This is a genomic window from Leisingera sp. ANG59, assembly GCF_013317235.1.
In the GTDB taxonomy this organism is placed as follows: Bacteria; Pseudomonadota; Alphaproteobacteria; order Rhodobacterales; family Rhodobacteraceae; genus Leisingera.
Genome location: NZ_WLCM01000014.1, coordinates 87,428 through 112,632, shown reverse-complemented (window position 1 = coordinate 112,632; position 25,205 = coordinate 87,428). Strand labels below are relative to the sequence as shown.

General features: G+C 62.4%; 29 protein-coding genes. 4 read left to right on the top strand and 25 right to left on the bottom strand.

The features are described 5' to 3' along the window. The coding region (locus GKC28_RS14275; RefSeq protein WP_174147572.1) for a type IV secretory system conjugative DNA transfer family protein at window positions 1-1,810 on the top strand (1,810 nt) is incomplete at its 5' end. 70 nt (window positions 1,811-1,880) lie between these two features. On the opposite strand, the gene GKC28_RS14270 is transcribed toward GKC28_RS14275, so the two are convergent. The 17 genes from GKC28_RS14270 to GKC28_RS14190 form a co-directional block, all read right to left on the bottom strand. Next, on the bottom strand, window positions 1,881-2,444 hold the full coding sequence (locus GKC28_RS14270) for a hypothetical protein (protein WP_174147571.1): 564 nt from the start codon (window positions 2,442-2,444) through the stop codon (window positions 1,881-1,883). Next, window positions 2,437-2,706, bottom strand: a complete 270-nt coding sequence (locus GKC28_RS14265; RefSeq protein WP_174147570.1) for a hypothetical protein — start codon at window positions 2,704-2,706, stop codon at window positions 2,437-2,439. Before GKC28_RS14265 ends, GKC28_RS14270 begins: the two co-directional genes overlap by 8 nt. A gap of 331 nt (window positions 2,707-3,037) precedes the next feature. Beyond that, on the bottom strand, window positions 3,038-4,117 hold the full coding sequence (locus GKC28_RS14260; protein ID WP_174147569.1) for a type IV secretion system protein: 1,080 nt from the start codon (window positions 4,115-4,117) through the stop codon (window positions 3,038-3,040). A gap of 6 nt (window positions 4,118-4,123) precedes the next feature. Further along, entirely contained in the window at window positions 4,124-4,528 is a 405-nt protein-coding gene (locus GKC28_RS14255) for a hypothetical protein (RefSeq protein ID WP_174147568.1), read from the bottom strand. Continuing rightward, on the bottom strand, window positions 4,525-4,716 hold the full coding sequence (locus GKC28_RS14250; protein WP_174147567.1) for a hypothetical protein: 192 nt from the start codon (window positions 4,714-4,716) through the stop codon (window positions 4,525-4,527). The genes GKC28_RS14255 and GKC28_RS14250 overlap by 4 nt, the downstream gene beginning before the upstream one ends. Further along, on the bottom strand, window positions 4,703-5,701 hold the full coding sequence (locus GKC28_RS14245; protein WP_174147566.1) for an ATPase, T2SS/T4P/T4SS family: 999 nt from the start codon (window positions 5,699-5,701) through the stop codon (window positions 4,703-4,705). Before GKC28_RS14245 ends, GKC28_RS14250 begins: the two co-directional genes overlap by 14 nt. 1 nt (window position 5,702) lies before the next feature. Next, on the bottom strand, window positions 5,703-7,097 hold the full coding sequence (locus tag GKC28_RS14240; protein ID WP_174147565.1) for a TrbI/VirB10 family protein: 1,395 nt from the start codon (window positions 7,095-7,097) through the stop codon (window positions 5,703-5,705). Further along, window positions 7,094-7,789: a TrbG/VirB9 family P-type conjugative transfer protein gene (locus GKC28_RS14235; protein ID WP_174147564.1), complete on the bottom strand. Its 696-nt coding sequence runs from the start codon at window positions 7,787-7,789 to the stop codon at window positions 7,094-7,096. The genes GKC28_RS14240 and GKC28_RS14235 overlap by 4 nt, the downstream gene beginning before the upstream one ends. Beyond that, window positions 7,790-8,443, bottom strand: coding sequence for a virB8 family protein (locus tag GKC28_RS14230; protein ID WP_174147563.1), 654 nt, complete (start codon window positions 8,441-8,443; stop codon window positions 7,790-7,792). It abuts the gene before it with no gap. A gap of 10 nt (window positions 8,444-8,453) precedes the next feature. Then, complete coding sequence (locus tag GKC28_RS14225; RefSeq protein WP_174147579.1) at window positions 8,454-9,203, bottom strand: type IV secretion system protein; 750 nt, start codon at window positions 9,201-9,203, stop codon at window positions 8,454-8,456. A 77-nt stretch (window positions 9,204-9,280) separates the two neighbouring features. Beyond that, entirely contained in the window at window positions 9,281-10,369 is a 1,089-nt protein-coding gene (locus GKC28_RS14220) for a lytic transglycosylase domain-containing protein (protein ID WP_368041124.1), read from the bottom strand. A gap of 55 nt (window positions 10,370-10,424) precedes the next feature. Beyond that, window positions 10,425-10,592, bottom strand: a complete 168-nt coding sequence (locus tag GKC28_RS14215) for a hypothetical protein (protein WP_174147561.1) — start codon at window positions 10,590-10,592, stop codon at window positions 10,425-10,427. Next, a complete protein-coding gene (locus GKC28_RS14210; protein ID WP_174147560.1) occupies window positions 10,589-12,964 on the bottom strand; it encodes a type IV secretion system protein B4 in 2,376 nt (791 codons plus the stop codon). The genes GKC28_RS14215 and GKC28_RS14210 overlap by 4 nt, the downstream gene beginning before the upstream one ends. Next, a complete protein-coding gene (locus GKC28_RS14205) occupies window positions 12,954-13,232 on the bottom strand; it encodes a VirB3 family type IV secretion system protein (protein WP_174147559.1) in 279 nt (92 codons plus the stop codon). The genes GKC28_RS14210 and GKC28_RS14205 overlap by 11 nt, the downstream gene beginning before the upstream one ends. A gap of 12 nt (window positions 13,233-13,244) precedes the next feature. Continuing rightward, window positions 13,245-13,535, bottom strand: a complete 291-nt coding sequence (locus tag GKC28_RS14200) for a TrbC/VirB2 family protein (RefSeq protein ID WP_174147558.1) — start codon at window positions 13,533-13,535, stop codon at window positions 13,245-13,247. Further along, window positions 13,532-14,152, bottom strand: coding sequence for a lytic transglycosylase domain-containing protein (locus GKC28_RS14195; RefSeq protein ID WP_174147557.1), 621 nt, complete (start codon window positions 14,150-14,152; stop codon window positions 13,532-13,534). The genes GKC28_RS14200 and GKC28_RS14195 overlap by 4 nt, the downstream gene beginning before the upstream one ends. Window positions 14,153-14,195: 43 nt before the next feature. Then, complete coding sequence (locus GKC28_RS14190; RefSeq protein ID WP_028288544.1) at window positions 14,196-14,552, bottom strand: hypothetical protein; 357 nt, start codon at window positions 14,550-14,552, stop codon at window positions 14,196-14,198. A 144-nt stretch (window positions 14,553-14,696) separates the two neighbouring features. On the opposite strand from GKC28_RS14190, the gene GKC28_RS14185 reads away from it, so the two are divergent. After that, complete coding sequence (locus GKC28_RS14185) at window positions 14,697-15,017, top strand: hypothetical protein (RefSeq protein ID WP_254604236.1); 321 nt, start codon at window positions 14,697-14,699, stop codon at window positions 15,015-15,017. Between the two features lie 156 nt (window positions 15,018-15,173). Then, window positions 15,174-15,431, top strand: coding sequence for a helix-turn-helix transcriptional regulator (locus tag GKC28_RS14180; RefSeq protein WP_174147556.1), 258 nt, complete (start codon window positions 15,174-15,176; stop codon window positions 15,429-15,431). 240 nt (window positions 15,432-15,671) lie between these two features. Here the strand turns inward: GKC28_RS14180 and GKC28_RS14175 are convergent, their stop codons facing one another. The 6 genes from GKC28_RS14175 to GKC28_RS14150 all read right to left on the bottom strand — a co-directional run bounded on the left by GKC28_RS14175 (window position 15,672) and on the right by GKC28_RS14150 (window position 21,932). Continuing rightward, window positions 15,672-16,418, bottom strand: a complete 747-nt coding sequence (locus GKC28_RS14175; RefSeq protein WP_254604235.1) for a hypothetical protein — start codon at window positions 16,416-16,418, stop codon at window positions 15,672-15,674. 588 nt (window positions 16,419-17,006) lie between these two features. After that, complete coding sequence (locus tag GKC28_RS14170) at window positions 17,007-17,933, bottom strand: FAD-binding protein (protein WP_174147555.1); 927 nt, start codon at window positions 17,931-17,933, stop codon at window positions 17,007-17,009. Next, window positions 17,933-18,691 (bottom strand): electron transfer flavoprotein subunit beta/FixA family protein, encoded by a 759-nt coding sequence (locus GKC28_RS14165; RefSeq protein WP_174147554.1) that lies wholly within the window; start codon window positions 18,689-18,691, stop codon window positions 17,933-17,935. Before GKC28_RS14165 ends, GKC28_RS14170 begins: the two co-directional genes overlap by 1 nt. An 11-nt stretch (window positions 18,692-18,702) precedes the next feature. Continuing rightward, a complete protein-coding gene (locus GKC28_RS14160; RefSeq protein WP_174147553.1) occupies window positions 18,703-19,578 on the bottom strand; it encodes a 3-hydroxybutyryl-CoA dehydrogenase in 876 nt (291 codons plus the stop codon). Beyond that, window positions 19,575-20,729, bottom strand: coding sequence for a CaiB/BaiF CoA-transferase family protein (locus tag GKC28_RS14155; protein WP_174147552.1), 1,155 nt, complete (start codon window positions 20,727-20,729; stop codon window positions 19,575-19,577). The genes GKC28_RS14160 and GKC28_RS14155 overlap by 4 nt, the downstream gene beginning before the upstream one ends. A 3-nt stretch (window positions 20,730-20,732) precedes the next feature. Then, window positions 20,733-21,932, bottom strand: a complete 1,200-nt coding sequence (locus GKC28_RS14150; RefSeq protein WP_174147551.1) for an acyl-CoA dehydrogenase — start codon at window positions 21,930-21,932, stop codon at window positions 20,733-20,735. Between the two features lie 115 nt (window positions 21,933-22,047). On the opposite strand from GKC28_RS14150, the gene GKC28_RS14145 reads away from it, so the two are divergent. Continuing rightward, the gene (locus GKC28_RS14145) at window positions 22,048-22,935 is read left to right on the top strand and encodes a LysR family transcriptional regulator (RefSeq protein WP_174147576.1); all 888 of its coding nucleotides are present in this window, start codon (window positions 22,048-22,050) and stop codon (window positions 22,933-22,935) included. Window positions 22,936-22,944: 9 nt separating this feature from the next. On the opposite strand, the gene GKC28_RS14140 is transcribed toward GKC28_RS14145, so the two are convergent. Together GKC28_RS14140 and GKC28_RS14135 are read right to left on the bottom strand one after the other, a co-directional pair. Beyond that, window positions 22,945-24,159: a multidrug effflux MFS transporter gene (locus GKC28_RS14140; protein ID WP_174147550.1), complete on the bottom strand. Its 1,215-nt coding sequence runs from the start codon at window positions 24,157-24,159 to the stop codon at window positions 22,945-22,947. Next, window positions 24,156-25,193: an Ldh family oxidoreductase gene (locus GKC28_RS14135; protein WP_174147549.1), complete on the bottom strand. Its 1,038-nt coding sequence runs from the start codon at window positions 25,191-25,193 to the stop codon at window positions 24,156-24,158. Before GKC28_RS14135 ends, GKC28_RS14140 begins: the two co-directional genes overlap by 4 nt. Between the last annotated feature and the right edge of the window lie 12 nt (window positions 25,194-25,205).

The window sequence follows — 25,205 nt, the reverse complement described above, 5'->3', positions numbered from 1 at the left end:
CCATCTGCTGGCGGGCCTCATGATGAGCCTGGCGATGTCGGGCTCGGCCCTCACCCGGTTCGGCTACACCCACTGGCAGACCCGCCGCGAGATGAAGCGGAACGGCTTCTTCGGCGCGCCGGGCACGGGTTTTGTCATCGGCAAGCTAGGCAAGCCCGGATCGCGGGCGCCGTTCCTCTGCTCCCGGACCTTCCCGCATGCGCTGATCGTTGCCCCGACCGGGCGCGGCAAGACCACCGGCTTCGTCATCCCGAACCTGCTGACCTGGCAGGGTTCAGCCGTCGTGCTGGACGTGAAGGGAGAGTGCTTCGAGGCCTCGGCGCGCCACCGGGCGGCACAGGGTGACGCGGTGTTCCGCTTCGCGCCCACGGATTGGGAGGACAGGCGCACGCATCGCTACAATCCACTCTTGCGCATCTATGAGCTTAAAGACCCGGCCCGCCAGCAGATGGAGCTGCAGCTCCTGGCCACGCTCTTCCTGCAGAACGACAACGACCGGGTGCAGGGGCTCCTCAAAGGCGGGATCGATCTCTTCGTCGCGGCCGGGCTCCTGGCCTTCCAGCGTCGTCGACCGACGCTAGGAGAGATCTACCGCATCGCCGCCTCGGGTGGGCAGAAGCAAAAGGAATATCTCGCGCGCGCCCACGAGGTCCAGAACGCCGCGGCGCGGCTGATCTTCACGCGGCTGGCGTCCACCAACAACGACACGCTGACCTCCTATGTCTCGCTCCTGATGACCTCCGGTCTCGATCAATGGCAGAACCCGGCGATCGACGACGCGACGGCGACCTCAGACTTTGACTTCCGGACGATCCGCAAGAAACCTTTCAGCGTCTATCTCGTCGTCCAGCCCCTTATGGTGAAGCCGCTGGCACCGCTGATCCGGCTCTTCTTCTCGGACCTGCTTTCGGCGCTTCAGGACAAGGAGCCGGGTCCGGACGAGCCCTGGCCGGTCATGATCATGCTCGACGAGTTCAATCGCCTCGGAAAGATGCCGATCGTGGCCGAGAGCATCGAAGTGCTGCGCGCCTATCGCGGGCATCTCGCGGTGGTCACCCAGACCATCCCCGCCATCGACGAGATCTACGGCGAGAACACGCGGCGGGCCTTGCAGGGCAACGCCGGGATCAAGCTCTACCTCACGCCCTCGGACGAAAAGACCGTCGAGGAGTTGAGCAAGGCCGTGGGCAAGACGACCAAGACCGTGGTCACACGTTCCCGCGCGGTCGGCAAGAACCCGTTCGAGGGTCGCAGCCAGTCCGAGCGGACGGAGGAGGTCGCGCTCCTGCCCGAGGACGAGGCGCGACGTCTGCCGCTTGATGAGATCGTGGTGGTCGTGGACGCGCAGATGCCGGTCCGAGCGAAGCGGGTTGTTTACTACGAGGATCCGTTTTTCAAAGGCATCCACGCGGCGCAGGAGGGGGATCTGCCGTTTCCGAAGGGGCCGGTCCCGCCAATGGGGGAGTTGCCCCTGAGTGTCCGGGCGATGCCTTCGGCGCCGCGAGGGTCAGGTCTGACGGAGCGCGATTTCGAGGCCAGGATGGGACTTACGGAAACCGGAGGAAATGCACCCATTGAGCCCGGTCCGGCTCAAGCGCCTCGGCGCGGTCGTGCCGCAGTCCTCGCGGACGATCAGCGGCAGTTTGAGATGGATTTCGGGTGGCAGGCAGATCTGGAGGTGGAGGCTGCGACAGAAGACGACGTCGTCCGGGTACAGGACGCCGTGAGTGATCTGGAGCGGTTGGAGGCGGAGATGTCCGGTTCGGAAGCAAAGGTCAGCGAGACGGGCGAGAAATTCGGGCTTGGCTAAGCCGACATGCGGGTGACACGAAAGAATGCTGCGCTGGCGTCTTGTGGCCGCGCCCTTGAGCCGACCATTGTCACGGGTGAAGAAAACCAGGGTCGTCGCGCTCTGGTCGAGGGGCTCGCTCAATCGTCGCAGGGTCGATCTCACGCATCGTCAACTGGGCGTTCACCCTGCGGGCCGCGGGGCCCGCACGAAACCACTTTGCGGCGGAAGCGAGGTTGAAGCGCGGACGGCGCTGCCCCTTTGCCGGGTTTGAGGCCTCCATCAGAACCTCGATCATTTCATCTATGCGGTAGAGGCCACCCGCAACGGGGAGGGGCATCTTGCGCTGCTGGAGCGCCTGTCGCTTCACCTCGAGCTTCTCGGCGACATCCGCGAGAGACACCAGGTCGGGACGGACCTCGCGCAGGACAGTGCCCTGCGGCAGCGCCTTGATCAGCGCCCGCGCCGCTTCAAGGATCGCGCTTTCGGCCTCATCCCCTTCAAGTTCCAGTTCTACACCCAGAAGACCAGCATTGCCGGTGCCCACGAGGGCATCTTCAAAACCCGCCTCAAAGATCGCGTCAGAGAGCGCGAACGCATCGTGCTCCCCGTCGGGGAGCGCAAAGACCAGTTCGAATTCGAATTCTTCAGCCATTGGCATTACCTTCGTCGTTCTTCTGAAGCTTCACGCAGGCCAGAGCCTTCTGTCGGATCCTTTTCGCGAACTGCTGCGGGTTCTTCGGGGTCGACCAGACAGACATCTGACAAAACTCGCCACAGCGGCAATCCTTATCGTTGGCCGGGCATCGGAGGATTCCCCACGCGTGCCCCTTGCCCTCAATAAGGTCCCACCCCAACTCTTCGAGCTCCTGGATGACAGCCTCGATTTCCTTTGCTGTGTGCTTCTTCCTTGGCACCTTAGATACTCCACTCTCTTAAATTGTCAAGTGACAAGTTAAAATTCAACGAGAACATCGCTGCAATTTACTGCCCGCTACCGGCAATTTCCCATAGGAAGCTTGCCGTCAAATGCTTTGATCTGAGAACGGGATACAGGACGGACGTCCCAGACAGCAACACCGGCGCTGATGCCGTAGCGCCTGATCCTATAGCAGAGTGGCGTCCCCAGACGCGGCACGATGCCACCAACGCAAAACCATTCATGCTGTTTGTCATGATCCCAGCAGGCAGCAAAGATTTTGTCCGCGGACAGCCTGTTCCGGGTAGACCTGCCTCGTCCAGTCTGCGCTACCGTCTGCCCAACCTGCTCAGCCGTGCCAGTTGCGCAAGCATGCGGGCACCGGTGCCGGATGAGTTGTCTGAAGGTGCAGCCGGCGCGCCACCCGCGGCATTAGGGCGGGTCGGGAGCGCCTGAACGCCGAGAAACTGCCTGGCCCGAAGAGCGGCATATTCGGCACCAGTCGCGCCTCCGATGGCGTATCGGTTGTAAACCTGCTGGCTGCCTGCCAGGCCCCGGGCGAAGGCGTAGCTTCCGCCAAAGCCTGCCGAGAGCGCAGGCATCATGATGTTTCCGGAGACCGATCGGACGATAAACGGGGTGGCGATGATGAACCCCTTGGCCATGAGGACCATCATGAAGAAAGGCAGGAGGGCGCCGATGTTCGAAGCCCCCTCCGGATCACCAAGTTCGGCGAGCAATGCGCGCGAGACTCCGGTGATGGTCGCGAAAACGCCGGCGATGACGATGGGGTAGATCGCGAAGGAGATCAGCGCCGAGAGCCAGCGTGCGAAATAATCCTTGGTCACCTCGAAGAGGGTCAGGAAGATCATCACCGGAGCGATCCCGATCAAAAGCGTGATCATGAGCCTGGAGGCGACGACAATGAAGGCCGCCAGCCCTCCGAGGATCGAGAGCAGGAGAACGCCGAGCGTGTCGAGAAGCGCGCCAGCCATCCAGTTCAACTCGGACCCCGCAGCGTTCAAGTAATCCCCAAGCGCGGCTATCAGCTGATCGAACTCTTCGGCGAAGGTCCCTGACGGTCCTGGCGTCCCGCCGCCGACCGACGCGACCAGCGATCCTGCGATGCTGTCTATTCCGTTCAGGATGGCGGATGCGAGTGCGTTGAACTGGATCCAGTTGGTCGCGAATATGCCAATCAAGCCGATCTTCACGGCGAGCCAGAAGGCGGTCCGGCCGTCCATGGACCGGTATTGGTAGATCATGTTGAGACAGACGAGGATGACCACGAGCGTCGTTCCAAGGACCAGCATCGTTCCGACCGTGGCGGCCACGGCCCCGAACTGGGTTTCCGCTGCCGAGTCCAGATAGCCTTCGGCGGTTTCCACGAAATACGCGACGACGCTCATGCCCCGCTACCAGTTGCCGGCCGCTTCGCAGATCGGCATGGCCTGCTTTCGGAGATCGTTCGCCTGTCGGCGATAGTCTGACGTCGCCTCGACCACGCTCCAATAGTCAGCTGCGGAATAGCGATCAAAATAGACCGCTTCGGCGGCCTCCCAAGACGGATACCGGGTGACGCATGTGCAGCTCTGCGCGTCGACGATGCGTTCCATGCTCTGAAACCGGTAGATTTGCTGGACCAGGAGCCGTTTGTGGGCATCGCGCGCTTCGGTGTTCCGCATCCACTCCGGCTCGGGCGGCTGATCGGGGCAGACATCGGGTTGATTATCGAGCGTCGGGACCAAGTCGCGTTTGGCCGATGCAATGGTGCCCGTCAAAAGAAGAAATAGGCAGACGAGAGAGGTCGTGCGTTTCATGTCACCGACTCCGCCGGTCGGTCCATGACCTCGCGTTTGAGGAACGCGGTATAGCCATAATCGCCCGCCTCGGCGGAGATCACCTCCCAGCCTTCGGCACCTCGCTCGTTCAGGGCGCGCCGCATCTCTTCATAGTCCTTCTGCTTCTTCACCTTGCAGAACAAGATGTCGTATTCAAACTTCTTCATGGGTCATGCCTCCGCTGAGATCGGTTCCGGGGAGATAGAATTCGGTGATGCCGCGTTGGCCGTCTTCGCGGCCCGCCTGGATGATCACGTCGATCGAGCTTTCGATGTATTGGACCATGTCTTGATAGGTCATCGGGATCTCGGTCTTGAGCGCGGCGATGGCGAGACGCTGGACGGCGAGCTGCGGGGTTTCGGCATGGAGGGTTGTCATCGAACCGCCATGGCCGGTGTTGATCGCCTCGAGGAAAGTCATGGCCTCCTTACCGCGGACTTCGCCGAGAATGATCCGGTCGGGCCTCATGCGCAGCGTCGTGGTCAGAAGCACATCGGCGGATTGGAACTCCGCATCGCGGTTGGCGATCAGGGTCACCGCGTTCGGCTGGGCCGGGAGCAACTCTGCGGCTTCCTCGATGGTGACGATCCGTTCCTCATCGGGAACGTAGGAGAGGATTTTCCGAGCCGCGACGGTCTTGCCGGTCGAGGTGCCGCCGGAGACGATCATGTTGAGCTTGTTCTCGACGCAGAAGCGGATGGCCGCGTAGATGTCGCCGGCGGCGACGACCTCGCGCAGCACGCGGTTTTTCTCCTGTCGCAACTCCTCGAGCTTGCGCTCTTCGCCATAGAGGAAACGTAGCTCGATCTGGTCCAGCGGCAGGCTCGAGAAGAACCTGAGCGAGATCGACATGCCGGAGAGCACGGCAGGCGGGGTCACGACCTGGGCGCGGATGGGGCGGTCGCGATAGGTGATCGAGACCGAGACGATGGGCTTGTCCTTGCTCATTGTCGTGTTGGCTGAGGAGGCGATCTGGTTGCCAAGATCGCGCACCTCCGTAACCGACAGTCGCTGATCCAGTGCCCGCATGAAGTGGTCCCCCTGGAACTCACCCCAGCAAGAGCCATCCGGGTTGATGCATATCTCGATCACGTCATCGCGGGCGGCGTCCTTCAGCTTATCGAGCGAGGTCTGGAGGTAGGAGAGCGTCATCTCAGAAAATCTCCAGATCCCGGTCGACCATCACGGTGACGCGCGCGCCCTGATCGACGTAGATAACGGGACCGATGGAGAGGTAGTCGCCGATCACACTGTCGGTCGCGTCCGCCAAGTCATCGCCCACATCTTCAAGTACGTCTGCGGCGGTCTCATCCTCTACCTGGGCGGCGGCCACACTCGGGGCGGCCGAAATGATCGAAATCAGTGCGGCGGAACCGAACCGCTCGTCAAAGCGGGTATCTACGAAGCCGGTGACACCCGAACGGCCCAACGCGTCTCCCCCGAAGGCGCTGATCTGGACGGTCTGGTTGTTGGGCAGGACGATCCGGTCCCAGGCGATGGTGACCCGGCGCTGCGCGATCTCGATACCGGAACGATAGCGTCCGATCAGGCGCGAGCCGCGCGGGATCAGGAGCCGTGAGCCGTCATAGCTGAAGACGTCTTCGGAGATGATGGCACGGGTCTGCCCGGGGAGCGAACTGTCGAGTGCGGTCTCCATCACGGCCTGGATCATTGTGCCCTGGATGACGGTGTTTGAGGGGTTGGCGATGACTTCGGCTTGTGTGATGGTGCTCGGCAACGCGCCGTTCAGCACGAAATCCGTCACCTCGCCGAAGCTGCGTTCGGTAAGTTCTGTCTCGCCCGCATTGGCGCCGCCCGTTCCGCCGAAGGCGATGACGGGGGAGGAAATCCGCCGTTTCTGGAAGGCACGCTCCTCCTCGGCCCGGCGTTGCAGCTCGGCCAGCCGCCGCGCCTCTTCTTCGAGCCGCAGCCGCTCTTCTTCGCGGGCGCGCAACTCTTCGTCGGTGGGTCCGAGCGGGGCGGGTGTCGGCTTGTTGGCCTCCAGCCGCGCGAGGTCCAGGTCCATACGCAGCTGTTGCAGCTCCCGATCTCGTTTGGCGAGTTCGGCCTGGAATTGTTCCTGAGCATTCTCGGAGGCGTCCTGTAGGGCGGCGATCCGTGCGGTCAGCGCCTCGATCGCCTCAGCCGCGGCGCTGTCCCCCTCGACGACGGGCTCCGGCGCGTTCTTCAGCTCCTCGATCTGGGCCTGCAAGGCTTCGATTTGTGCGAGGAGTTCGGCATTGGGTTCGGACGGTGCAGGTTCGACGAGGACGATTTCCGGGTCTGGGGCGGGGGGCGGCACGAAGGGTTCGATCTCTCCGAAGCCGTCGCCCTCGAGCTGGAACTCGTCCGGGGTGGCCGTCGGCAGGGCGACCTCGTCTTCCGGCTGCGAGAACAGGTAGAGCACCAGGCCGCCCGCGAGGATGAGGCCCATCATCAGGAATGCGAGGAGCGGGGACCGCCGCCTTGTGGATGCGCCCGGGCGCCTGTTGCCTTGTTCGAGGGCCGCCAGACGCCGTTCGAGATCGGGGTTTGTGTCGTCGCTCATGAGGTGCCACCCTGAGGCGGGGCAGCCTCGATGCAGACGACGTCCTCGCCCAGCCGCAGCACCCATTGCCTGCTGACGCCGGAGACGCGGATCACGCCGTCCTCCACGGCGCCTGTGTTCACCGTGCGTTCGCGCCCGCCCGCAAAGCGGAAGATGGCCGGGACCGGCGCGTTCCGGGGGAAGGCGAAATAAGTGAAGGTGCCGTCATCCCAGACTCGGGTCGGGGTGAACTCGGTCCGCGCGCTGGCACCATAATTGTAGTTCGGGGCGGCCTGCGCGATGGCGTTTGCCGGGCGCCGTTTGTCCTCAGGGTAGCGGAACTGCACGACATAGAAGGTCGGGCTCGAGACCTCGCTGACGTTGAAATAGTAGCTCCGCCGGTTGGTGTAGACGGTCACGTTGGTATGGACGCCGCGCGCCACGGGTTTGATCGCGAAGGCGCGCCCGCCCGGCACGCCGTCGATCTCGAACCCTTCCGTGTCACCGGCGATGATCGAACGGATGCTCTCGCCTGTCCCAAACTCGATCGTCGTGACATGGGTGAGCGAGACGCTGAGCCGGTAGACCTGACCCTCCTGGTAGGTCGCGATCCGGACGCGACTGTCATTCGGCCCGCCGCGCGGGATCGCTTCGGCAAGGGCGAGCCCGGTCGAGAACAGCAGGGACAGGGGCGCTATGAGGCAAATCTTCACCTAGTTCTCCAATCTGTCCGAACGGATCGAATATTCGACGACGGTGAAACCGAACGGGTTGGTCCAGACCTCGTCGATTGTGCGACGGGTCTCGGGGCGGAACTCGAAGAGCAGGGTCGCGGTGAAGAGGCCCGCCTGAACGCCCTGGATCGAGGTCAGGCGCTTGCGGAGCCGCACGGTCGCCCGGTTGCTGCCGATCAGGTTGATGCTGAGGACCTCGACGTCGAGACGGGCGTTCGGCCCATAGACCTTCGGGGGATAGTCCGCGTTCGCCGAATTCCAGATCTGGCGCAACGAGGCCCCGGCCGCGCGATCCGAGCGGCGCAATACGCCGCGGATGCGCAGGTCGTTGTCAAGCTGGTTGTAGACCTCGCGGTCGGTCACGTAGCGGAAGACCTCCGCCTCGATGATCGCGCGGTTCTCGGTGACGGTGGTGGCGCCGACCGAGGCTTCGGGCAGGGCGAAGCCGGTTTCCGGGTCGTAAGGCACGACCACGGGCGGCGGGTCGACATCGAGGATGGCGACGGCCGCCGCGCTCAGGCAGCCGAGAATGCCGAAGACCATGCCGAGGAGGCCCAGGCGCTGCCAGAGCCGTTCCCGTCTCAGCGCGCCGTAAACCAGTTCCTCCTCGATGATGGCCGTTTCTTCGTCCAAAAATCAGTCCTCAGTCCGCATTCAAGTCCGGGAGAGTGAACTCCATGAAGCGTTGTTCCTCGGCGATGGTGGCGGCATCGATGACACCGCCGGTGCCGTCGCCGACGGTCTGGATCGCTTCGAGCTGCCACATGGCGACGAGCGCGATGGCAAGCTCCGCCGTGACGCGGGTGTTGAGATCGACGCTTTCTTTCAGCTCGTCCATGTCGTCGATGAGGCCGACGAGCCGGTCGACGCGTTCGAGGGACTGCCCGGCATCCTCATAGCTGTTCTGCGCCGCCGCCGAGACCAGCGCGCCGGTCGTGGCCATGGTCGCCACCCGGCCCGCGCCGGGGTTGCCACTCCGGGCCATCTCCGAGAGCGTGTCCTCGTCGAAGCCGAGATCGGCCAGGACCCGGTCCATCTGGGTTTCGATCTCGCCGGCGCCGGATCCGGTGAGCCCGGAGAAATCCCCGGTCTTGATCGCTTGAATCGTGGCGAGGATATCCCCGAACTCCTGGTCGAGGAGGCCGTTCAGCTCGTCTTCCATCTGCGTGCGGATGATCTCGGGCAGTTCAGCCAGACGGGTCAGCGCCTCATAGGTCCGCTGCAACTCCGCGAGCTGGTCCGTGAGCGTGGCAAGCTGTTCGCGGAGTTGGGTGAGCTGCTCGTTCTGCAGGATCTCATCCTCGATCATCTGCCGGAGCTGCTGGATGTTCTGGGCGATGTTCTGGGTGTCGACGACCGGCACGCCCTGAGCGAGGACCGGGGTTGAGGTCATGAATGGCGCGCTGAGGGCCAAGGCGCAGGAAAACGCAAATGTGCGAAGCGGTCTTGCTGCTGTAACTATTCGGGGTATCAATCCAGATCCTCCAAAGTGAACTCCATGAATTCGTTTTCGGCCAGGCGGGCCGCCGCTTGAGCGAGTTGGGCGGCGCTCAGGGGCCGGGTCCGCGCGGCCTTGAGGCGAATGCGCGCGGCCATGAGGCGGACCAGTTCGGCGCGGGCATAGGTGTTGAGCGCCATGCTCTCCTGGAGGTCTTCGGTGCTGCCGATCCGGGTGACGATGTCCTGGATCCGCAGTGCCGCCTGCCGGATCGCGGCGGGCGAATTGTTGCCGTAGAAAGCTGCGCCGTGGCCCATGAACGAAAGATTTGAGTTGGCGAGAAGCGCGGGATCGATCGTGCCGAGCGCCTCGATGCCGCCGATGCGGGCGAGGTAGAGGTTGTAGCGTTCGGGGATGACCGTGACGTAGTGCCGGGTCTCCTTGAAGGGCGGCACGCCGCCATATTCGAACACCCGGCCCGGACCCGCGTTATAGGCCGCAAGCGCGTTGATGATGTTGCCATCGAAGGTGGCGAGCTGGGCCGCGAGGTAGCGCGCACCGCCCGTCACCTGAAGATAGGGGCTGTCATAATATTCCGGATTGATCCCGAGATCGCTGGCGGTGTCGGGCATGATCTGGGTCAGGCCGAAGGCCCCGACGGGCGAGCGCGCGCCGATGGAGAACCGGCTCTCCTGCCAGATCAGCGCCTGCAGGAGCGCGCGCCATTGCACGACCGAGAGACCCGCCCGGCCGACGCCCGCGAGGCCGGATGTCTCCCGGGCGACCCGGATGATCAGCTGTTCGATGTTCTCCGCGGCATCCCCGAACATGCTCGCGCCGCCCGGATTGGGATCGACGTCGCCCGAGCCGTAGACTGCCTCTGCGGACCGTTCGGCGTCGCCGCTGCCGGCCTCCAGGTCAGAAACCATTCCCGGCAGGCCCTGGCCGCCGAAACTCGTCTGCGCGTCGAGGATGGCGCGCAGAACGGCGAGCTGTTCCTGCTCGATCGCGGTCAGGAGCTCCTTCACCGCCAGTTTGTCGCGCTGGACGGCGAGGTCCGCGTCCCGGTCGCCGGTCTCGACGATATCGCGGGCCGTCAGCCCGGAATCGTTGACGGGCACGCCCTGGGCGAGCGCGGCTGCCGGCAGGAGAGCCGCTAGGAGGATATGGACGACCCTAGACGTCAATGCCGTCTTCCGGGTTTCCGATGGGGGTGAAGACGCAATCGGGCTCGGCCTCATCGAAGGAGGCGCGGAAGGCGAAGCAATTGGCCTGGGGCTCGCGGTATTGCGCGCAGGAAGCCAACGCGCCGAAGGCGACGAAGAGGGCGAGGATGCGGATCATGAGAGCCTCCAGAAATCCGGCCGGTCGCGGTAGTCGGCTCCGACGAGGGCCTCGCCCTTCTCCATGCCGCCGAGGATGGTCAGGAGGGGGCCGAGCGCCGAGAGGTCGGCGTCGACCACCACGGAGCCGCTGTCGTCGCGGATGAGCGCGAGGCGGCTGTCGCTGCCGGTGTTCAAAAGCACGTCGAGCTCCTTCTCGAAGAGGTTCAGCATCGCGTAGTCGGACGCATGAGCCCGGATGTTCGGGAGCAGGATCTGCGTCGGCACCGCCTCTACGATGGTCTTGCCGGTCCGCGTGCGCTCTAACTGGCTCGCGTATTGCGTCATCATCACCGCGACCGTGTTCTGCTTCCGGGCGGTCACCAGCCAGTTCGACAGACGCTCGGCGAAGTATGGATTGTCGAGCGCCTTCCAGGCCTCGTCGATGACGATGATCGTGGGTCGCCGGTCCTCGATCTCCCGCTCGATCCGGCGGAAGAGATAGGAGAGGACCGCCATGCGTTCCCTCTCGCTCTCGCTGTCGAGAATGCCCGTCAGGTCGAACCCCACGACATCGCCTTCGAGCGAGAAGGTGTCCTCGAGGCTCTGGCCGAAGATCCAGCCGTAGCGACCGTCCTCCGTCCATTCCAGCAGCCGTTGGTGCAGGTCGCCATTGTCATCGGTGGAGACGAAGAGCGACGCGAAATCCCGCCAGTTCCGCAAGGCGGGGTCGGTCGCGGTGGCGTTCTGGCGGACCACCTCCTGGATGCGGTTGGTCTGGGCCGGAGTGAGCGGTTTGTCGGATCGATGAAGAAGCGATCCCAGCCAGTCCGAGAGCCAGGCCGTGCCGCGGGCGTCGATCTCGGTCCAGAGCGGGTTGAGACCGGTCGCCTGCCCGGCCTTGATCGAAGCGTAGCGCCCGCCATTGGCACGAACCGCCATCTCCATGCCGAGCCGGTAGTCGAAGACGAAGACGCGCGCACCCACCCGCCGGGCCTGCGTCAACAGGAAGGCCGAGAGGACCGACTTACCGGAGCCGGGACGCCCGAGTATGAGGGTGTGGCCGCTGGTGGGTTCTTTGTCTGGGCTGCCCTGTTCGTGGTATGAGAAGCGATAGGCGCTCTGTTCCGGGGTCGGGAAGAGTGTGATCTCCTGTCCCCAGGGCAACTGGTGTTTTTCCTTGCCGAGCTGAGTGCGATGCAGCGCCGCGAAATCCGCGAAGTTGCGGTTGGTGACGGCGCTGGCCCGGACCCGTTTCGGCTGGTTGCCCGGATGCTGGCTAAAATAGTGCGATTTCGCCGCCATCCGCTCGCCGATCATCTTTATGCCCTCGGCCGCGGCGGCGTTGACGATCTCGGCCCCGAGGGTCTGGAGCTCGTCGAGACTGCCCGAGAACACCGTCACCACCATATGGTGCTCGCCGAAGCTCTGCCGCTTGGCCTCGAGATCGTCATGGGCGATGTCGAGCGCCTCGAGGAGCGAGAGGGCGGCATCCTGGGAGGCCTGCATCTGGCGCTTCTGACGTTTGATCCGGCCCGCCATCAGGTTCGAATTGATCGGTGTAAAGGAATGGGTGACGATCATGTCGACCGGCAGGTTGAGCATGTCGAACATGGTGCAGGTGGTGCCTTCAGCATATTCGCCGATGGTGAAGCTTTTGCCGAAGCGGTGGCCGACCACTCCATCTGAAAGCTCGAAGTGATCCTCCAGAAACGTCACCCGCGTGTTGGCAACGTTGTAGGCGAGGAACCCGTAGCGGTTGGCGGGGTAAAGCGGCAGTTCGCGGCCGGTGTTGAGCGCGCCGAGGAACCCAACCAACTCGCCAGAGGCCGCCGAAAGGAGACGGGGCTTGAGTTCTGCAAGGCCGGAGGTGAAGGCCCCGACTGCCTCTTTGAGCCGCCGGACCCGTTTGGCCGTTTCTTCCTTGAATCGCTCCGGCGCGGAACGGTTCACGAATCCAAGAAAGCTCCTGGGCGGCGGGCGGTGGATGATTGTGAGTGTGAGGGTCTTGTCCCGGAGACCTGCCGAGGCCAGCTTTGCGCGCCAGACATCATCCACCGCCGCCGCGAAGCCGTCACCCTGAACCGGGAGCAGGTCCGGGGTGATCGACTTCGAGACCTTGTGCACGTAGTAGCTGAACTCCGGCCCGAGCTGCGCGATGATCCGGGCGAAGAGCGCCGTGACCTTGTCGAGGTAGGTATCGTCAGTGGTGTAGCTGTTCACCCCGCTCAGGCGGATGCATTGGAAGAGTTCGTTGACCCGGGTCCGGACCGTCTGGTCATCGACGAGGCTGACATAGGGCAGCATATGCGCGAGGCGCTTCTCGCGGGCATACCAGTCGGGCATGAGGGTGCGTTCATCGACGGTCTCGTCCAGGGCTTTACTATGGCGCATAGCTGTCGCCCCCGTGGATGGACCGGTTCCGTGTCGGCGGGGTCTCCTGGAGCGCGGTCATCATCACGTCGATGAAGCGGGGATCCCAGTCAGCCGCCTTCCAGAGGACCGGATAGAGGATCGCGGCGATGCCCAGGACAGCCAAGTGCTGCACCCACACGAAGAGCAGCACCGACCCGAAGAGCCAGACCATGGCATACATGATCGGCAGGCCGAGGAGCTTGGGCGGGCGTACGAGGCCCAGAAAGAGCGGCGATCGTTCGGCCACGTTCGCCTCCTCTCACGACCCGAAGACGGCGGCAACGATGGTCGGCGCGGCGGCAACACCCGCGATGCCCACCAGCACCCAGAGGGCTTGGCGCAGATCGATGATGTTGAAGAACCAGCTGAGGAACACGCCGAGGACCGCGAGGGTGGCGATGACGACGCCAAGCGGCCCGGTCAGCGCGTCCACGATGCCCTGAAGCAAGCTCTGAATCGGGGAGAGGTCGATGCTCTGGGCCAGGGCCGGCTCTGCCGCAACGATGAGGAGAGCGGCAAGGGTGATCAGGGGTTTCGTCAATGGCTTCATGGGGACGCTCCTTCCAGCCGGTTGAAGACGGCCAGCACCCGCTGGACGTGGTTTTGGGTTTCTCGAAACGGTGGAATGCCGGAATACTCGCGCACGGCGTCGGGCCCGGCATTGTAGGCGGCGAGCGCGAGGCGCGCGTCGCCAAACTCGGCCAGCATCAAGGCGAGATAACGGGCCGATCCGTCGAGATTCTGCCGCCAGTCATGGGGATCGACGCCGAGCGCGCGGGCCGTGTCCGGCATGAGCTGCCCGAGCCCGATCGCCCCGACACGGGAGACGGCGCGCGGGTCGTAGGCGCTCTCGATCTCGATATTGGCGCGATAGAGATTGAGCCAGTCGGTGACGGTGATGTCCGCCGCGCGAAGACCCGGGTGGCCGGCATAGCGCAGGCCGGTGTCCTGGATCGCCGCGAGGATGTCCGGGCGAGGCGCGGGCGCATTCGGTGCGATAGCCGCGATCCGGAACTTATCGTTCTCCGCAGCATCCTTGCCCTCACCAAAGATACGCAGCCCGTCCGAAGCAGGTTCTTGTCCGATCCCGTCATTATAGGTGCGGGCGAAGCCGGATTGCGCGGCCGACGGGGAGAGCGATCCGTCGCGCCCCATCACCAGCACCATCTCGGCTGACGCCGGAAAGCTCAGGAAGGCAAGAAGGAGGGCGCTAGCCCCGGCTGGCGGCGATCTCCTCGCCGGAGAGCTTCTGGACCGTCCGCTTGCCTTCCTCGAGCGGGATGTCGGCATGGGAGAAGCCGATGCCCTGCAGGAAGGAGATGACGCCGGTGACGGTCCTGATCTCGCGGATCTTGATATCGTTGCGCGAGGTCCGGGTCCGGGCCGTAACCAGGAGTTTTTCGACGCCTTCGTCGCTGACCGCCCGCAGAATCCACACCCCGTGCCAGTTGGGGCCTTTCTTGAAGGCGTCCTCCTTGCAGACAACTTCGACGCGATAGCCGCTGGCGACCAGATCGCGGAATCTGGGTTCGGTGACCACATTAGGGGCTTCTTTTTCTAGGTCCATCACCCGGATCACGATCTCCAATAGGGCGAATGACCAGGTTTCCGGTGTTGAAACCAAGTCATACGATGATATAGTATTGACGCACAAGATAAACTTTTGATGCGACAAGCGGATTCTTGCTCAATTAACGAATAGACGGTTCCCATGCATTTGATCAAGAAAATAAGGGATTTAGACGCCCTCAGGTTGTGCGCGTCGGCCGTGGCACAAGCTATACTTCTGGTCACGGGTTTGCCGGGCGAAGTCTCCGCCGCGTCCTGTTTGCCGCCGCCCAGGCCCTTCGTGCCGAGCGATTTCGAAGCCGCGCGGGACTATGCTGACCTCATCCGCAGCGACTTTGAAGTCTACATCCGGGACATCCAGAGCTATTTTCGGTGCCTTGAGGAGGAGCGCGCCCGGGCGTTCGAAGAGGCGCGGGAGGTGAGCCAGGACTACGGGCGTTTCCTGGAATTGATGGGCGAGTGATGTGACCGTGATCTTTCCTAAGGGGCGTCGTCTTTTGACATCCGGCCGTATCGGCGGCGTGCAATTCGGAATCTCTATCATCACGTAAACGCCCGTTATCCACTTTTTAGATAATCTATAAAGTAGATTAGCCCTGTCACAAGAGGTTTGTGACACGTGGCGAAAACGATCAGGAGTTCGGGACATGAGGCACTTCGCGACGCTTTGATTGCGGCGCGGAAGGCGGCTGGTATGACGCAGGCCGAGCTCGCTTTGCGTCTCAGATGCCACCAGTCCTTCGTCGCTCGTCTGGAGAGCGGAGAGCGTAGGGTCGACGTGGTTGAGTTGATCGTGCTCGCGCGCGCTCTGCAGATCGATGCGGTTACGCTACTGGCGGCGGCCAAGGCGGCGACGGAGCCGGATCATAGGATCTGAAGGATGAAAAGGGCCTCAGTCGATGGGCGTTGGCACAATGCTTGCGGCAGAGGCATCACGGGCAAAGAACTGTCGGGGCGGCAAACTCGCGGCGTGCTCAGGAGACATTATTATAGTATTGTACGGGTTCTGTCCGCGATTGGCGACGCAAGGACACCAACGGCTCCGTCAGGAGGGGCAGGATCACGTCGAACAGTCGCTTCTTGCATTCTCACGGGACGTGCGGACAGGAACTGGCACTTAGTAATTCACCTGTTCATATCCATAGTTGCCCTCGTAGTCGCGCCAGTCGACGAACACCGACCGATGAAAGATGCCCGGGCAATGCTCGCCCCATCGTTCAAGCCCCACGTGGGCGTCGGGCAGGTCCGCTAGAGAGGACGTGGTCCAGGCGAAATCGCCCTGCACCCCGTAGGTTCCGAGGCGGACCGTCGCGGTTCGACTGCAATCCCCATCGCGGCCGGATTCATGCTGTCGGGCGTATCGCACGTCATAGACTCGGATCGAGCGCACGAAATTGAATTCGGGTCCGCTGATATCGATGTCCGCCCGGTCCTGTACCAGGTGCAGCGGGAGCCCTTTCGGCAGCTTGGCATCTCGATCCGGCTTCAGAGAAAGCACCGTTGGTGTGGGCTCAGTCCCGGTTCGCCTCCGGCCTACGGCAAGGCTTTGGGGCAGGGGGGCAGCGTCAAACAGGATGTCGTAGATACGACCGCTGTGGTCGCCGTAACCCTTTGGATGAAACGACGCGCCCATCGGGCAGCGCCAGATCTGTAGAGGCGGTTCAACGGGCCAGGGTGTGATCCGCCGGATGAACTCGGCGCGCGCGCGCGCGCATGGAGCGGAGGCCGGCCACCCGCCGGACAGGCACAGCAGGATCGCGCAATCGATCGGGTAGGATTGCGCAGAAGCGTGGTTCGCGCCGCCAAGGATCGGGAGAGCGCCGATGGCGGCGACGGCAATGAAGCGGGCGGTTGAGCGAAGCATGGGTGGAGTCCATCATGATGGAGGTTTCCCGCATCATTCACCAATAATATAGCAATGTCACTCGAAATATAGCAATGAATGGTTGAGTCTGACGTCCGACATCCTCAATCTATTTGGGTGTGCCACCTGGGGCAAGTCTATCAAGAATCGCCGTGATTTCGTCGGTTGTAACGGACTTGGCCCTCGCGAGAACCTCTGGACTCAAGGGCGGTTCGATGCGTTCGGGTGCCAGATCGCGGCGCAGCCAAAGCACGCCAAGCTCGAATGTGTTCCAGAGATAAACCCAGCCGACAGTCCGACTCGAGGAGCCACCGACCAAACGGGCAATCGCTGTGCCTTCGTCCTGTCTGGTATCCATCGGTACCTGCCTTTCTGTGCCGACTACGGTAGCCACTCGAATTGTGCGAGTTAGTGTCGCGTGCGGTTCTTTGCTGGGTTCCCTACGCCTCGCTGGAAAAGGAGGCGGCACCGGGAGACCCGGCGCCGCCAGGAATTCGCCCACCGGGAGGTTTTGGAGGACGAATTATGACGAGAAATCAAATTCCTATCGAAAGCCGGGTTTAGATATTATTTGAAATCTTGGTAAGGCTAGATCTTTTCCACAAGTTCTGGCACGGACTCAAATAGGTCTGCCACAAGCCCGTAGTCGGCCACCTGAAAGATGGGCGCCTCTTCGTCCTTGTTGATGGCGACGATGACCTTGCTGTCTTTCATGCCAGCGAGGTGTTGGATCGCGCCCGAGATGCCGACGGCGATGTAAAGTTCGGGGGCGACGACCTTGCCGGTCTGGCCCACCTGCCAGTCGTTTGGGGCAAAGCCGCTGTCTACGGCCGCGCGGCTTGCACCGACGGCGGCACCCAGCTTGTCGGCCAGCTGCTCTATGATCGCGAAGTTCTCTTCCGAGCCAACGCCGCGCCCGCCCGACACCACGACCTTGGCCGAGGTCAGCTCGGGACGGTCGCTTTCGGCCAGCTTGTCCTCGACCCATTCCGATACGCCCGGGTTCGCGCCCGTGGCGACGGTCTCGACGGCGGCCAAACCACCCGCACCCGCGGCCTCGAAGGTTGAGGTCCGGAAGGTGATAACCTTCTTGGCGTCCTTCGATCTAACCGTTTGGACCGCGTTGCCGGCATAGACCGGGCGTTCGAAGGTATCGGCGTCGACTACGGCGGTCACGTCGGTCAGGATCATCACGTCCAAGAGCGCGGCGACGCGCGGCAGGATGTTCTTGGCGTCGGTGGTGGCAGGAGCCACGATGTGGCTATAGCTCACGGCCAGCCCGGCGATCAGGGCCGAAACCGGCTCGGCCAGGCGATGGCCATAGAGCGCATCCTCGGCCACCAGTACCTTGGAGACGCCCGCGATCGTGGCGGCTTCGGCGCCCGCTTCTGCGGCCTTGGCGCCTACGGCCAGCACGGTCACGTCGCCCAGCTTGCCGGCCGCGCTGACAGCCTTGGCGGTTGCATCCAGCGCCAGCGCGCCGTCGTTGATCTCCGCCAGAAGGAGAACAGCCATCACACCAGCCCCTTATCTTTCAGTTTCGCCACAAGCGTGTCGACGTCGGGCACCATTTCGCCTGCGCTTCGCGAGGCGGGTTCCGAGGTTTTCACCACTTCCAGCCGCGGGCTGACGTCGACGCCGTAGTCGGCGGCGGTCTTTTCATCCAGCGGCTTTTTCTTGGCCTTCATGATGTTCGGCAGGCTCGCGTAGCGCGGCTCGTTCAAGCGCAGGTCGGCGGTCACGATCGCCGGCAGCTTGACGCTGATGGTTTGCAGGCCGCCATCAACCTCGCGGGTCACGACGGCGATGTCACCTTCGACTTTGACTTCGGATGCGAAGGTGGCCTGAGACCAACCCAGGAGGGCTGCCAGCATCTGGCCGGTTGCATTCATGTCGTTGTCGATGGCTTGCTTGCCCGCGATTACCAGTCCCGGCGCCTCCGCCTCGATCACGGCTTTCAGCAGCTTGGCAACGGCCAGCGGCTCGATGTCGGTGTGGACGTCGTCGGCGGCAACAATCAGGATCGCACGGTCGGCGCCCATGGCCAGCGCGGTGCGCAGTGTCTCTTGGGCTTGCTTCACTCCGATCGATACGGCGACGATTTCTGTCGCGACACCAGCTTCTTTCAGGCGGATGGCCTCTTCGACGGCAATCTCGTCGAACGGGTTCATCGACATTTTCACGTTTGCAAGATCGACACCGCTGCCGTCCGCCCTAACACGAACCTTAACATTGTAATCAACTACCCGCTTGATAGGGACGAGTATCTTCATTGAGTTTTTCCTTATCGCGTTGGTATCGGGAAATTTCCCCGGTAGTCGTAGAAACCTCGGCCCGACTTGCGGCCGACCCAGCCGGCTTCGACATATTTCACTAGAAGAGGGCAGGGGCGGTATTTTGTGTCCGCGAACCCCTCGTGCAGCACTTTCATGATTGCAACACACGTATCCAGTCCGATGAAATCGGCCAGTTCCAGCGGTCCCATAGGGTGGTTCGCGCCGAGTTTCATCGCGCTGTCAATGCTGGCAACATTACCGACGCCTTCGTAGAGAACGTAAGCCGCCTCGTTGATCATTGGAATCAGGACGCGGTTGACGATGAAGGCGGGAAAGTCTTCGGAGGTGGTCGCGGTTTTGCCAAGCCGGTCGACGAGATCCTTGCAGGACGCGAACGTTGCCTCGTCGGTGGCTATGCCACGGATCAACTCGACCAGTTGCATCACCGGTACCGGGTTCATGAAATGCACGCCCATAAAGCGCTCGGGGCGGTCGGTGCGCGCCGCCAGCCGGGTAATCGAGATTGACGAGGTGTTCGAGGCAAGGATGGTGTCGCGGTCCAGGTGCGGTGCGAGCCCTTCGAAAATCTTGTGCTTGAGCGTTTCGTTCTCGGTGGCAGCCTCGATGACGAGGTCCGCGGCGCCGACCACGGCGAGATCACGGGTCATGGTGATACGATTAAGCGTTTCGGATCGATCCTCGCCGCTGAGTTTGCCCCGTTCGACCAACCGGGCGAGGCGCTTTTCGAGGTCGGCGCGGGCACTTTCCAAAACGTCATCGGAAACGTCGTTGAGGCGAACGTCGTAGCCTGCCTGCGCGCAGACCTGAGCGATGCCCGCGCCCATCTGGCCCGCGCCGATGACCGAAATCGTCTGCAGGGTCATTCAACCTCTCCAAATGCGGCATTACCCATGCCGAGCAACGGGGCCGCGCGATCAAGCGTCATGTTGCTTCGCGAGAACTGGATCGGCGTGCGCAGGCCTTCGATACCTTCGGGCGCAATGCGCATGCCGCGCACCTTGATCTGGGGCTCGTCAAGGGCCTCGGCGACCGTGTTTATCGGTCCAACCGGCACGCCAGCAGCCTCTAGTCCAGCAATCAGATCCGCCTTGGAGCGTCCCTGCGTGGCTTGGGTGAGCGTCGCGCACAGTGCCTCACGATGTTCGACCCTAAGAGGGTTGGTGGCATAGCTCGGATCGGCATCCAGCCCATCGAGGCCCAGCACCCGGCAGAGCGCGGCGAATTGCCGGTCGTTGCCGCAAGCAATAATCAGGTGACCGTCGGAGGAGGGAAATACCTGATAGGGCACGATATTGGGATGGGCGTTTCCGAGCCGTTTCGGGAGAAGGCCACCGAGGAGGAGGTTGGTGGCCTGGTTGGCAAGGACGCCCACGCCGCAATCCAGCAGGGACAGGTCCACATGCTGGCCAAGGCCCGAACGCTCGCGCTCTGCCAATGCGGCCTGGATACCGATCACACCGTAAAGGCCGGTAAAGATGTCGATCCATGCGACACCGACCTTTTGCGGTTCACCGTCAGGTTCGCCTGTCAGGTCCATGATGCCGCACATGCCTTGGATCAGGAAATCGTAACCGGGCTGTTTGGAGCGAGGACCGTCCTGACCAAAGCCGGTCACGGAGGCGTAGACGAGGCGGGGATTGAGTTTCGAAACGGTTTCATAGTCGAGCTCGAATTTCGCAAGGCCGCCGACTTTAAAGTTCTCGACCAGTACGTCGGCCTCGGCGATCAAGTCGTGCAGCCGGGCCAGATCTTTGGCGTTCGAGAAGTCGCAAGTCATCGACCGCTTGCCGCGATTGGCCGCGTGGAAATAGGTGGCGACCTTTTCGGTTCCACCCTCGGGAAGCGGGCGTTCGATGAAGGGAGGTCCCCAGCGGCGCGTATCGTCGCCTTCGGGGGCCTCGACCTTGATGACCTCGGCACCGAGATCGGCCAGAGTCTGACCGATCCATGGGCCGGCCAGAATGCGGGCCAATTCAATGACCTTGAGGCCCTTGAGGGGCGCGTCATTGGTCATGGCTTAGGCGAAAGCTTGCAGATCAGTGATCGCGCGCCCGAGGATCAAGGCGTGCACGTCATGGGTGCCCTCGTAGGTGTTCACCGTCTCGAGGTTCTGCGCGTGGCGCATCACGTGGTATTCAATCTGAATACCGTTTCCGCCATGCATGTCCCGAGAATTTCGCGCGATCTCGAGTGCTTTGCCGCAGTTGTTGCGCTTGATGAGCGAGATCATCTCGGGCGCGAAGCGACCCTCGTCGAACAACCTACCGACCCGCAGGCAGGCCTGAAGGCCAAGCGCGATCTCGGTTTCCATATCGGCGAGCTTTTTCTGGTAGAGCTGCGTGGCGGCGAGCGGGCGGTCAAACTGTTTGCGATCGAGCCCGTATTGCCGCGTACGGTGCAGACAGTCCTCGGCGGCGCCCATCACACCCCAGGCGATGCCGTAGCGCGCGCGGTTGAGACAACCGAATGGACCGCTCATGCCCTGAACATTCGGCAACAGCGCGTCCTCGCTGACCTCGACATTATCCATCACGATCTCGCCGGTGATGGAGGCACGCAGGGACAGCTTGCCGCCGATCTTGGGAGCTGACAGCCCTTTCATACCTTTTTCCAGGATGAAGCCGCGAACCTTGCCGCCATGCGCCTCGGACTTTGCCCAGACGACGAACACATCGGCGATGGGGCTGTTGGAAATCCACATCTTCGAGCCGATCAGACGGTAGCCGCCTTCGGTCTTGATCGCACGGGTCTTCATCCCCGCCGGGTCCGAGCCTGCATCCGGTTCGGTCAATCCGAAACACCCGATATACTCGCCGCTGGCAAGTTTGGGCAGGTATTTCTGCTTCTGCTCTTCCGAGCCGTAGGCGTAGATCGGGAACATCACCAGTGAGCTTTGCACCGACATCATTGAACGATAACCGCTATCGACGCGTTCAACCGCGCGGGCGACAAGCCCGTAGGAAACGTAAGACGCGCCCACACCGCCGTACTCTTCGGGCACGGTCACGCCGAGCAGACCGAGCGCGCCCATCTCGCGGAAAATCTCAGGGTCAGTCTGTTCGTTGAGATAGGCCTCTTGAACGCGCGAGAGCAGGCGGTCTTGAGCGAATTGGTGCGCGCTTTCTGAGATCATGCGCTCTTCGTCGGTGATCTGGTCGTCAAGCAGGAAAGGGTCGGCCCAGTTAAACTGAACCCCTTTGTGGGATGTTGCGGACATTGCGGGTCTCCTCTTGGGCACCGAATCGGAAAATCTATTTTTCAGCGATAATATGCATGGAAAAACGCATGGGATAACGATATTCATACATCAAAACATGTAGTAGATGAATGAAATGCGGCAAAGACGGTTTCTCCCTTCGGTCAAGTTGTTGATGGCGCTGGATGCAGTCGTACGTCATCGGTCGGTAACCGCTGCTGCGGCCGAGTTGAACCTGACCCAAAGCACTGTAAGCCGCCTGATCCTGACCCTCGAAGAGCAACTCGGAAAAGAGCTGTTCACGCGCGAGCGCCGTCGACTGATCCCCAATTCCGCCGCGATCAATTACCAGCGCGACGTCGCGCGCGCCCTCGACATGATTCAGCGTGCGTCGATGTCTGTGGTGACAAATCCAGACGGTGGCACACTGTCACTTGCGGTTCTACCAACCTTCGCCACGCGCTGGCTGGGGCCGCGTCTGGGCGGTTTTCTGAACGCGCACCCCGGAGTCGGCGTGAACATGTCGACGCGGATCGGACGGTTCGATTTCGCCGGGGAGGTGTTCGATGCTGCGATCTACTACGGCCAGCCAGATTGGGACGGCGCGCGGCATTTGAAGCTGTTCGACGAACGCGTCACCGCCTGCGTGTCGCCCGAATTCGCCGCCTCGCGCCCGTTGACAAGTCTGGACGATTTGGTCGATGTTCCGACGCTGCATCTCGAAAGCCGACCGACCGTCTGGGCCGACTGGTTCGAAGGGCAAGGGGGCGTGCCGTCAGGGGCAGGCGGAATGCTGGTCGATCAGTTTTCGATGATGATCCAAGCGGCCATTTCCGGTCTTGGGATCGCGCTTCTGCCTGATTATCTTGCCCAGATCGAGATTGCGGAAGGGCGGCTGGTGCCTGTTATGCAGCATGCAGTGCCCGTGCGCGGAGCATATTGGCTTGTCTGGCCAGGCGAAAAGGAAAGCTATGCCCCGCTGGTCGCCTTTCGTGATTGGCTAACGCACAGCGCTAGTTCCTAGCGCGCCTGCTCAGAGCTCGCAGTTCGCCTGTAGTGCAATCAATGTCGCGAGTGCGCCAATCAAAGCATAAGATGCTCCAAGGATAGTGACATTGCCGGAATAAGCACCGCCGATCATATGCGCGATAACAGCGCTGCCTAGCATCGTCATCCCCCCGATCATGGCCGAGGCGAACCCCGCGAAGCCGCGATGCAGATCGACGGCCAGCGTATTGCAGTTGGCGTAGATTAGCCCCTTGGTGAACATCAAAGCCATGGTGGTGAGATGGAACAACCATAGTGGCGGAGCGATGAATTGAGTAATGACGGTGAAGCCGATCGCGATCACAGTGAGGCACACCAACGCCCGCAACAATACGCGCGTCGGACCATAGCGCACCACCAATTTCGAGTTGGCATAGGCGGCGCCAGCGATCCCCATGCCGAATGTTGCAAAATAGGCCGCAAACCCTGTGGTGATGCCGTAGATCTCTCCATAAATCAGGGGGGCGATGCCAATGAATCCGAACATAGCGCCGTAGATCAGGGTCGCGACCGCTGTGTTGCCGAGTGTCTGTGGCGCGCGGATCATGCGGCCGAGGTTGCCGAAGATGACGTTCGCCCGAATGCGGGCCCGGTTTTCGGGCGGGCAGGTTTCAGGCAGGATGAACTGCACCACTGCCCAAAGGGGCAGCGCGAAAATCGCGAGGACAGCAAAAACCGCGCGCCAGCCGGCGATGGCCGAGGTAATCTCGCCCAGGAAGGGCGCGAGGATCGGCGCAACCATAAAGAACATCATCACAATCGACAGGGTTCGTGCCATTTCGGTTCCCGACCTCAGATCGCGCACGATCGCCACTGCGATCACACGTGGACCAGCAGCGGCAAACCCTTGGACGAGGCGGCCAAGAACAAGTGCATCGAAGGTCGGCGCAACGCTGCAGAACACGGCCATGACAGCGTAGAGCCCGAGCATTCCGGTCAGGACTGGCCGGCGTCCGTAGCGATCCGACAGGATGCCTGCGAAGAGATGCCCGACCCCGAAAGAAAAGATGAAAACCGTCAGGATGCTGCGGATCTGCGTGCTGTCTTCTAGCTGGTACGCGGTCGAAATTTCGGGCAGCACCGGTAAGAAGATGTCGAGCGACAGCGCAAGACTGCTCATCAGTCCTGCGATGAACAGTACGAAAAAGGGGCCGTCGATCCAGCCCCCTCGCGTTGCTTTCGAATCCGGCGCCTGCATCATGCGAGACTGTCTGGTACGGAAACCTCTAGTTGAGAAGCCTTTTCGACGAGCCGTTTCGCAGTCCCGGCGGCAAGCGGGATTCCTGCAGCGCTGCGCGTGCGCCCGGTCTGCGCGCTGCGCTCGCCCGGGAGCAACACCGCGGCGTTCCCTGCCGCCGGGTCGAGTGCGTGGATCGCGCCGGCCAGCCGGGTAACCTCGGTCTGGAACGCTTCGCGTTCGCCAAATGCCTCGGGGTTCACGGCGAGCACCAGCCCGTTGAACCCACCCTTCTTGAGGCCGGTTAGAACAGGGCCGATCACAGCATTGCCCGCGAGGACACTGGTGAGCATTTCGATCATCAACGACAGGCCGGACCCTTTTGCACCAGCCATCGGCAGAAGCGCCGCGACCTTATTCGGGTCGGTGGCCGGGTTGCCGTCCGCATCAATCGCCCAGCCTTCGGGAATGTCGCGTCCGGCATCCTTGGCGGCCATGATCTTGCCAAGCGCGACCGATGCTGTCGACATGTCGAGCACGATGGGATCACTGTCCGGTCCTGTCGGGATCGCAATCGACAGCGGGTTGGTCGAGAGTGCCTCGCCTTTGGCCCCTACATAGCTCATCAGCGGTTTCGAGGCGGTCATGGCGATGCCGACTAACCCTTTGGCCGCAAGCGCGGAGGTGAAATACCCCACCGCGCCCGCGTGGGAAATGTTGCGCGCGGCGCACCATCCGAGGCCGAACTTGACCGCGCTGTCTGCCGCCTTTTCGACGGCTGCATTCATGCCGACCGCGCCAGGACATTTACCCCCGTCGAGCACCGTCACCGCCCCGAATTCGCACATGGTTTCTGGTGTCCCCCCCGAGGTCATAATGCCCTGCTCAATCATCTCGATGTAGCGAGGAATGCGTAGCACCCCGTGGCTGTCCACGCCGCGCAGGTTCGCCCAGACCAGAAGGTCAGCGGTTTGCGCAGCGTCCTTCGTCGAGAATCCTCCAGCAGTCAGCAGATCTTTCGCAAAGCTTCGAAGGACGTCGGCTTGGATGGTCGGCATGTGTCGTCCTTT

What these genes read in the sequence shown, in the direction of transcription:
- GKC28_RS14270 (WP_174147571.1), bottom strand. Translation starts at nt 2,444, where the DNA reads ATGGCTGAAGAATTCGAATTCGAACTGGTCTTTGCGCTCCCCGACGGG.
- GKC28_RS14260 (WP_174147569.1), bottom strand. Translation starts at nt 4,117, where the DNA reads ATGAGCGTCGTCGCGTATTTCGTGGAAACCGCCGAAGGCTATCTGGAC.
- GKC28_RS14255 (WP_174147568.1), bottom strand. Translation starts at nt 4,528, where the DNA reads ATGAAACGCACGACCTCTCTCGTCTGCCTATTTCTTCTTTTGACGGGC.
- GKC28_RS14250 (WP_174147567.1), bottom strand. Translation starts at nt 4,716, where the DNA reads ATGAAGAAGTTTGAATACGACATCTTGTTCTGCAAGGTGAAGAAGCAG.
- GKC28_RS14245 (WP_174147566.1), bottom strand. Translation starts at nt 5,701, where the DNA reads ATGACGCTCTCCTACCTCCAGACCTCGCTCGATAAGCTGAAGGACGCC.
- GKC28_RS14240 (WP_174147565.1), bottom strand. Translation starts at nt 7,097, where the DNA reads ATGAGCGACGACACAAACCCCGATCTCGAACGGCGTCTGGCGGCCCTC.
- GKC28_RS14225 (WP_174147579.1), bottom strand. Translation starts at nt 9,203, where the DNA reads ATGACCTCAACCCCGGTCCTCGCTCAGGGCGTGCCGGTCGTCGACACC.
- GKC28_RS14215 (WP_174147561.1), bottom strand. Translation starts at nt 10,592, where the DNA reads ATGATCCGCATCCTCGCCCTCTTCGTCGCCTTCGGCGCGTTGGCTTCC.
- GKC28_RS14210 (WP_174147560.1), bottom strand. Translation starts at nt 12,964, where the DNA reads ATGCGCCATAGTAAAGCCCTGGACGAGACCGTCGATGAACGCACCCTC.
- GKC28_RS14200 (WP_174147558.1), bottom strand. Translation starts at nt 13,535, where the DNA reads ATGAAGCCATTGACGAAACCCCTGATCACCCTTGCCGCTCTCCTCATC.
- GKC28_RS14195 (WP_174147557.1), bottom strand. Translation starts at nt 14,152, where the DNA reads ATGGTGCTGGTGATGGGGCGCGACGGATCGCTCTCCCCGTCGGCCGCG.
- GKC28_RS14190 (WP_028288544.1), bottom strand. Translation starts at nt 14,552, where the DNA reads ATGGACCTAGAAAAAGAAGCCCCTAATGTGGTCACCGAACCCAGATTC.
- GKC28_RS14185 (WP_254604236.1), top strand. Translation starts at nt 14,697, where the DNA reads ATGCATTTGATCAAGAAAATAAGGGATTTAGACGCCCTCAGGTTGTGC.
- GKC28_RS14175 (WP_254604235.1), bottom strand. Translation starts at nt 16,418, where the DNA reads ATGCTTCGCTCAACCGCCCGCTTCATTGCCGTCGCCGCCATCGGCGCT.
- GKC28_RS14170 (WP_174147555.1), bottom strand. Translation starts at nt 17,933, where the DNA reads ATGGCTGTTCTCCTTCTGGCGGAGATCAACGACGGCGCGCTGGCGCTG.
- GKC28_RS14165 (WP_174147554.1), bottom strand. Translation starts at nt 18,691, where the DNA reads ATGAAGATACTCGTCCCTATCAAGCGGGTAGTTGATTACAATGTTAAG.
- GKC28_RS14160 (WP_174147553.1), bottom strand. Translation starts at nt 19,578, where the DNA reads ATGACCCTGCAGACGATTTCGGTCATCGGCGCGGGCCAGATGGGCGCG.
- GKC28_RS14155 (WP_174147552.1), bottom strand. Translation starts at nt 20,729, where the DNA reads ATGACCAATGACGCGCCCCTCAAGGGCCTCAAGGTCATTGAATTGGCC.
- GKC28_RS14150 (WP_174147551.1), bottom strand. Translation starts at nt 21,932, where the DNA reads ATGTCCGCAACATCCCACAAAGGGGTTCAGTTTAACTGGGCCGACCCT.
- GKC28_RS14145 (WP_174147576.1), top strand. Translation starts at nt 22,048, where the DNA reads ATGCGGCAAAGACGGTTTCTCCCTTCGGTCAAGTTGTTGATGGCGCTG.
- GKC28_RS14140 (WP_174147550.1), bottom strand. Translation starts at nt 24,159, where the DNA reads ATGATGCAGGCGCCGGATTCGAAAGCAACGCGAGGGGGCTGGATCGAC.
- GKC28_RS14135 (WP_174147549.1), bottom strand. Translation starts at nt 25,193, where the DNA reads ATGCCGACCATCCAAGCCGACGTCCTTCGAAGCTTTGCGAAAGATCTG.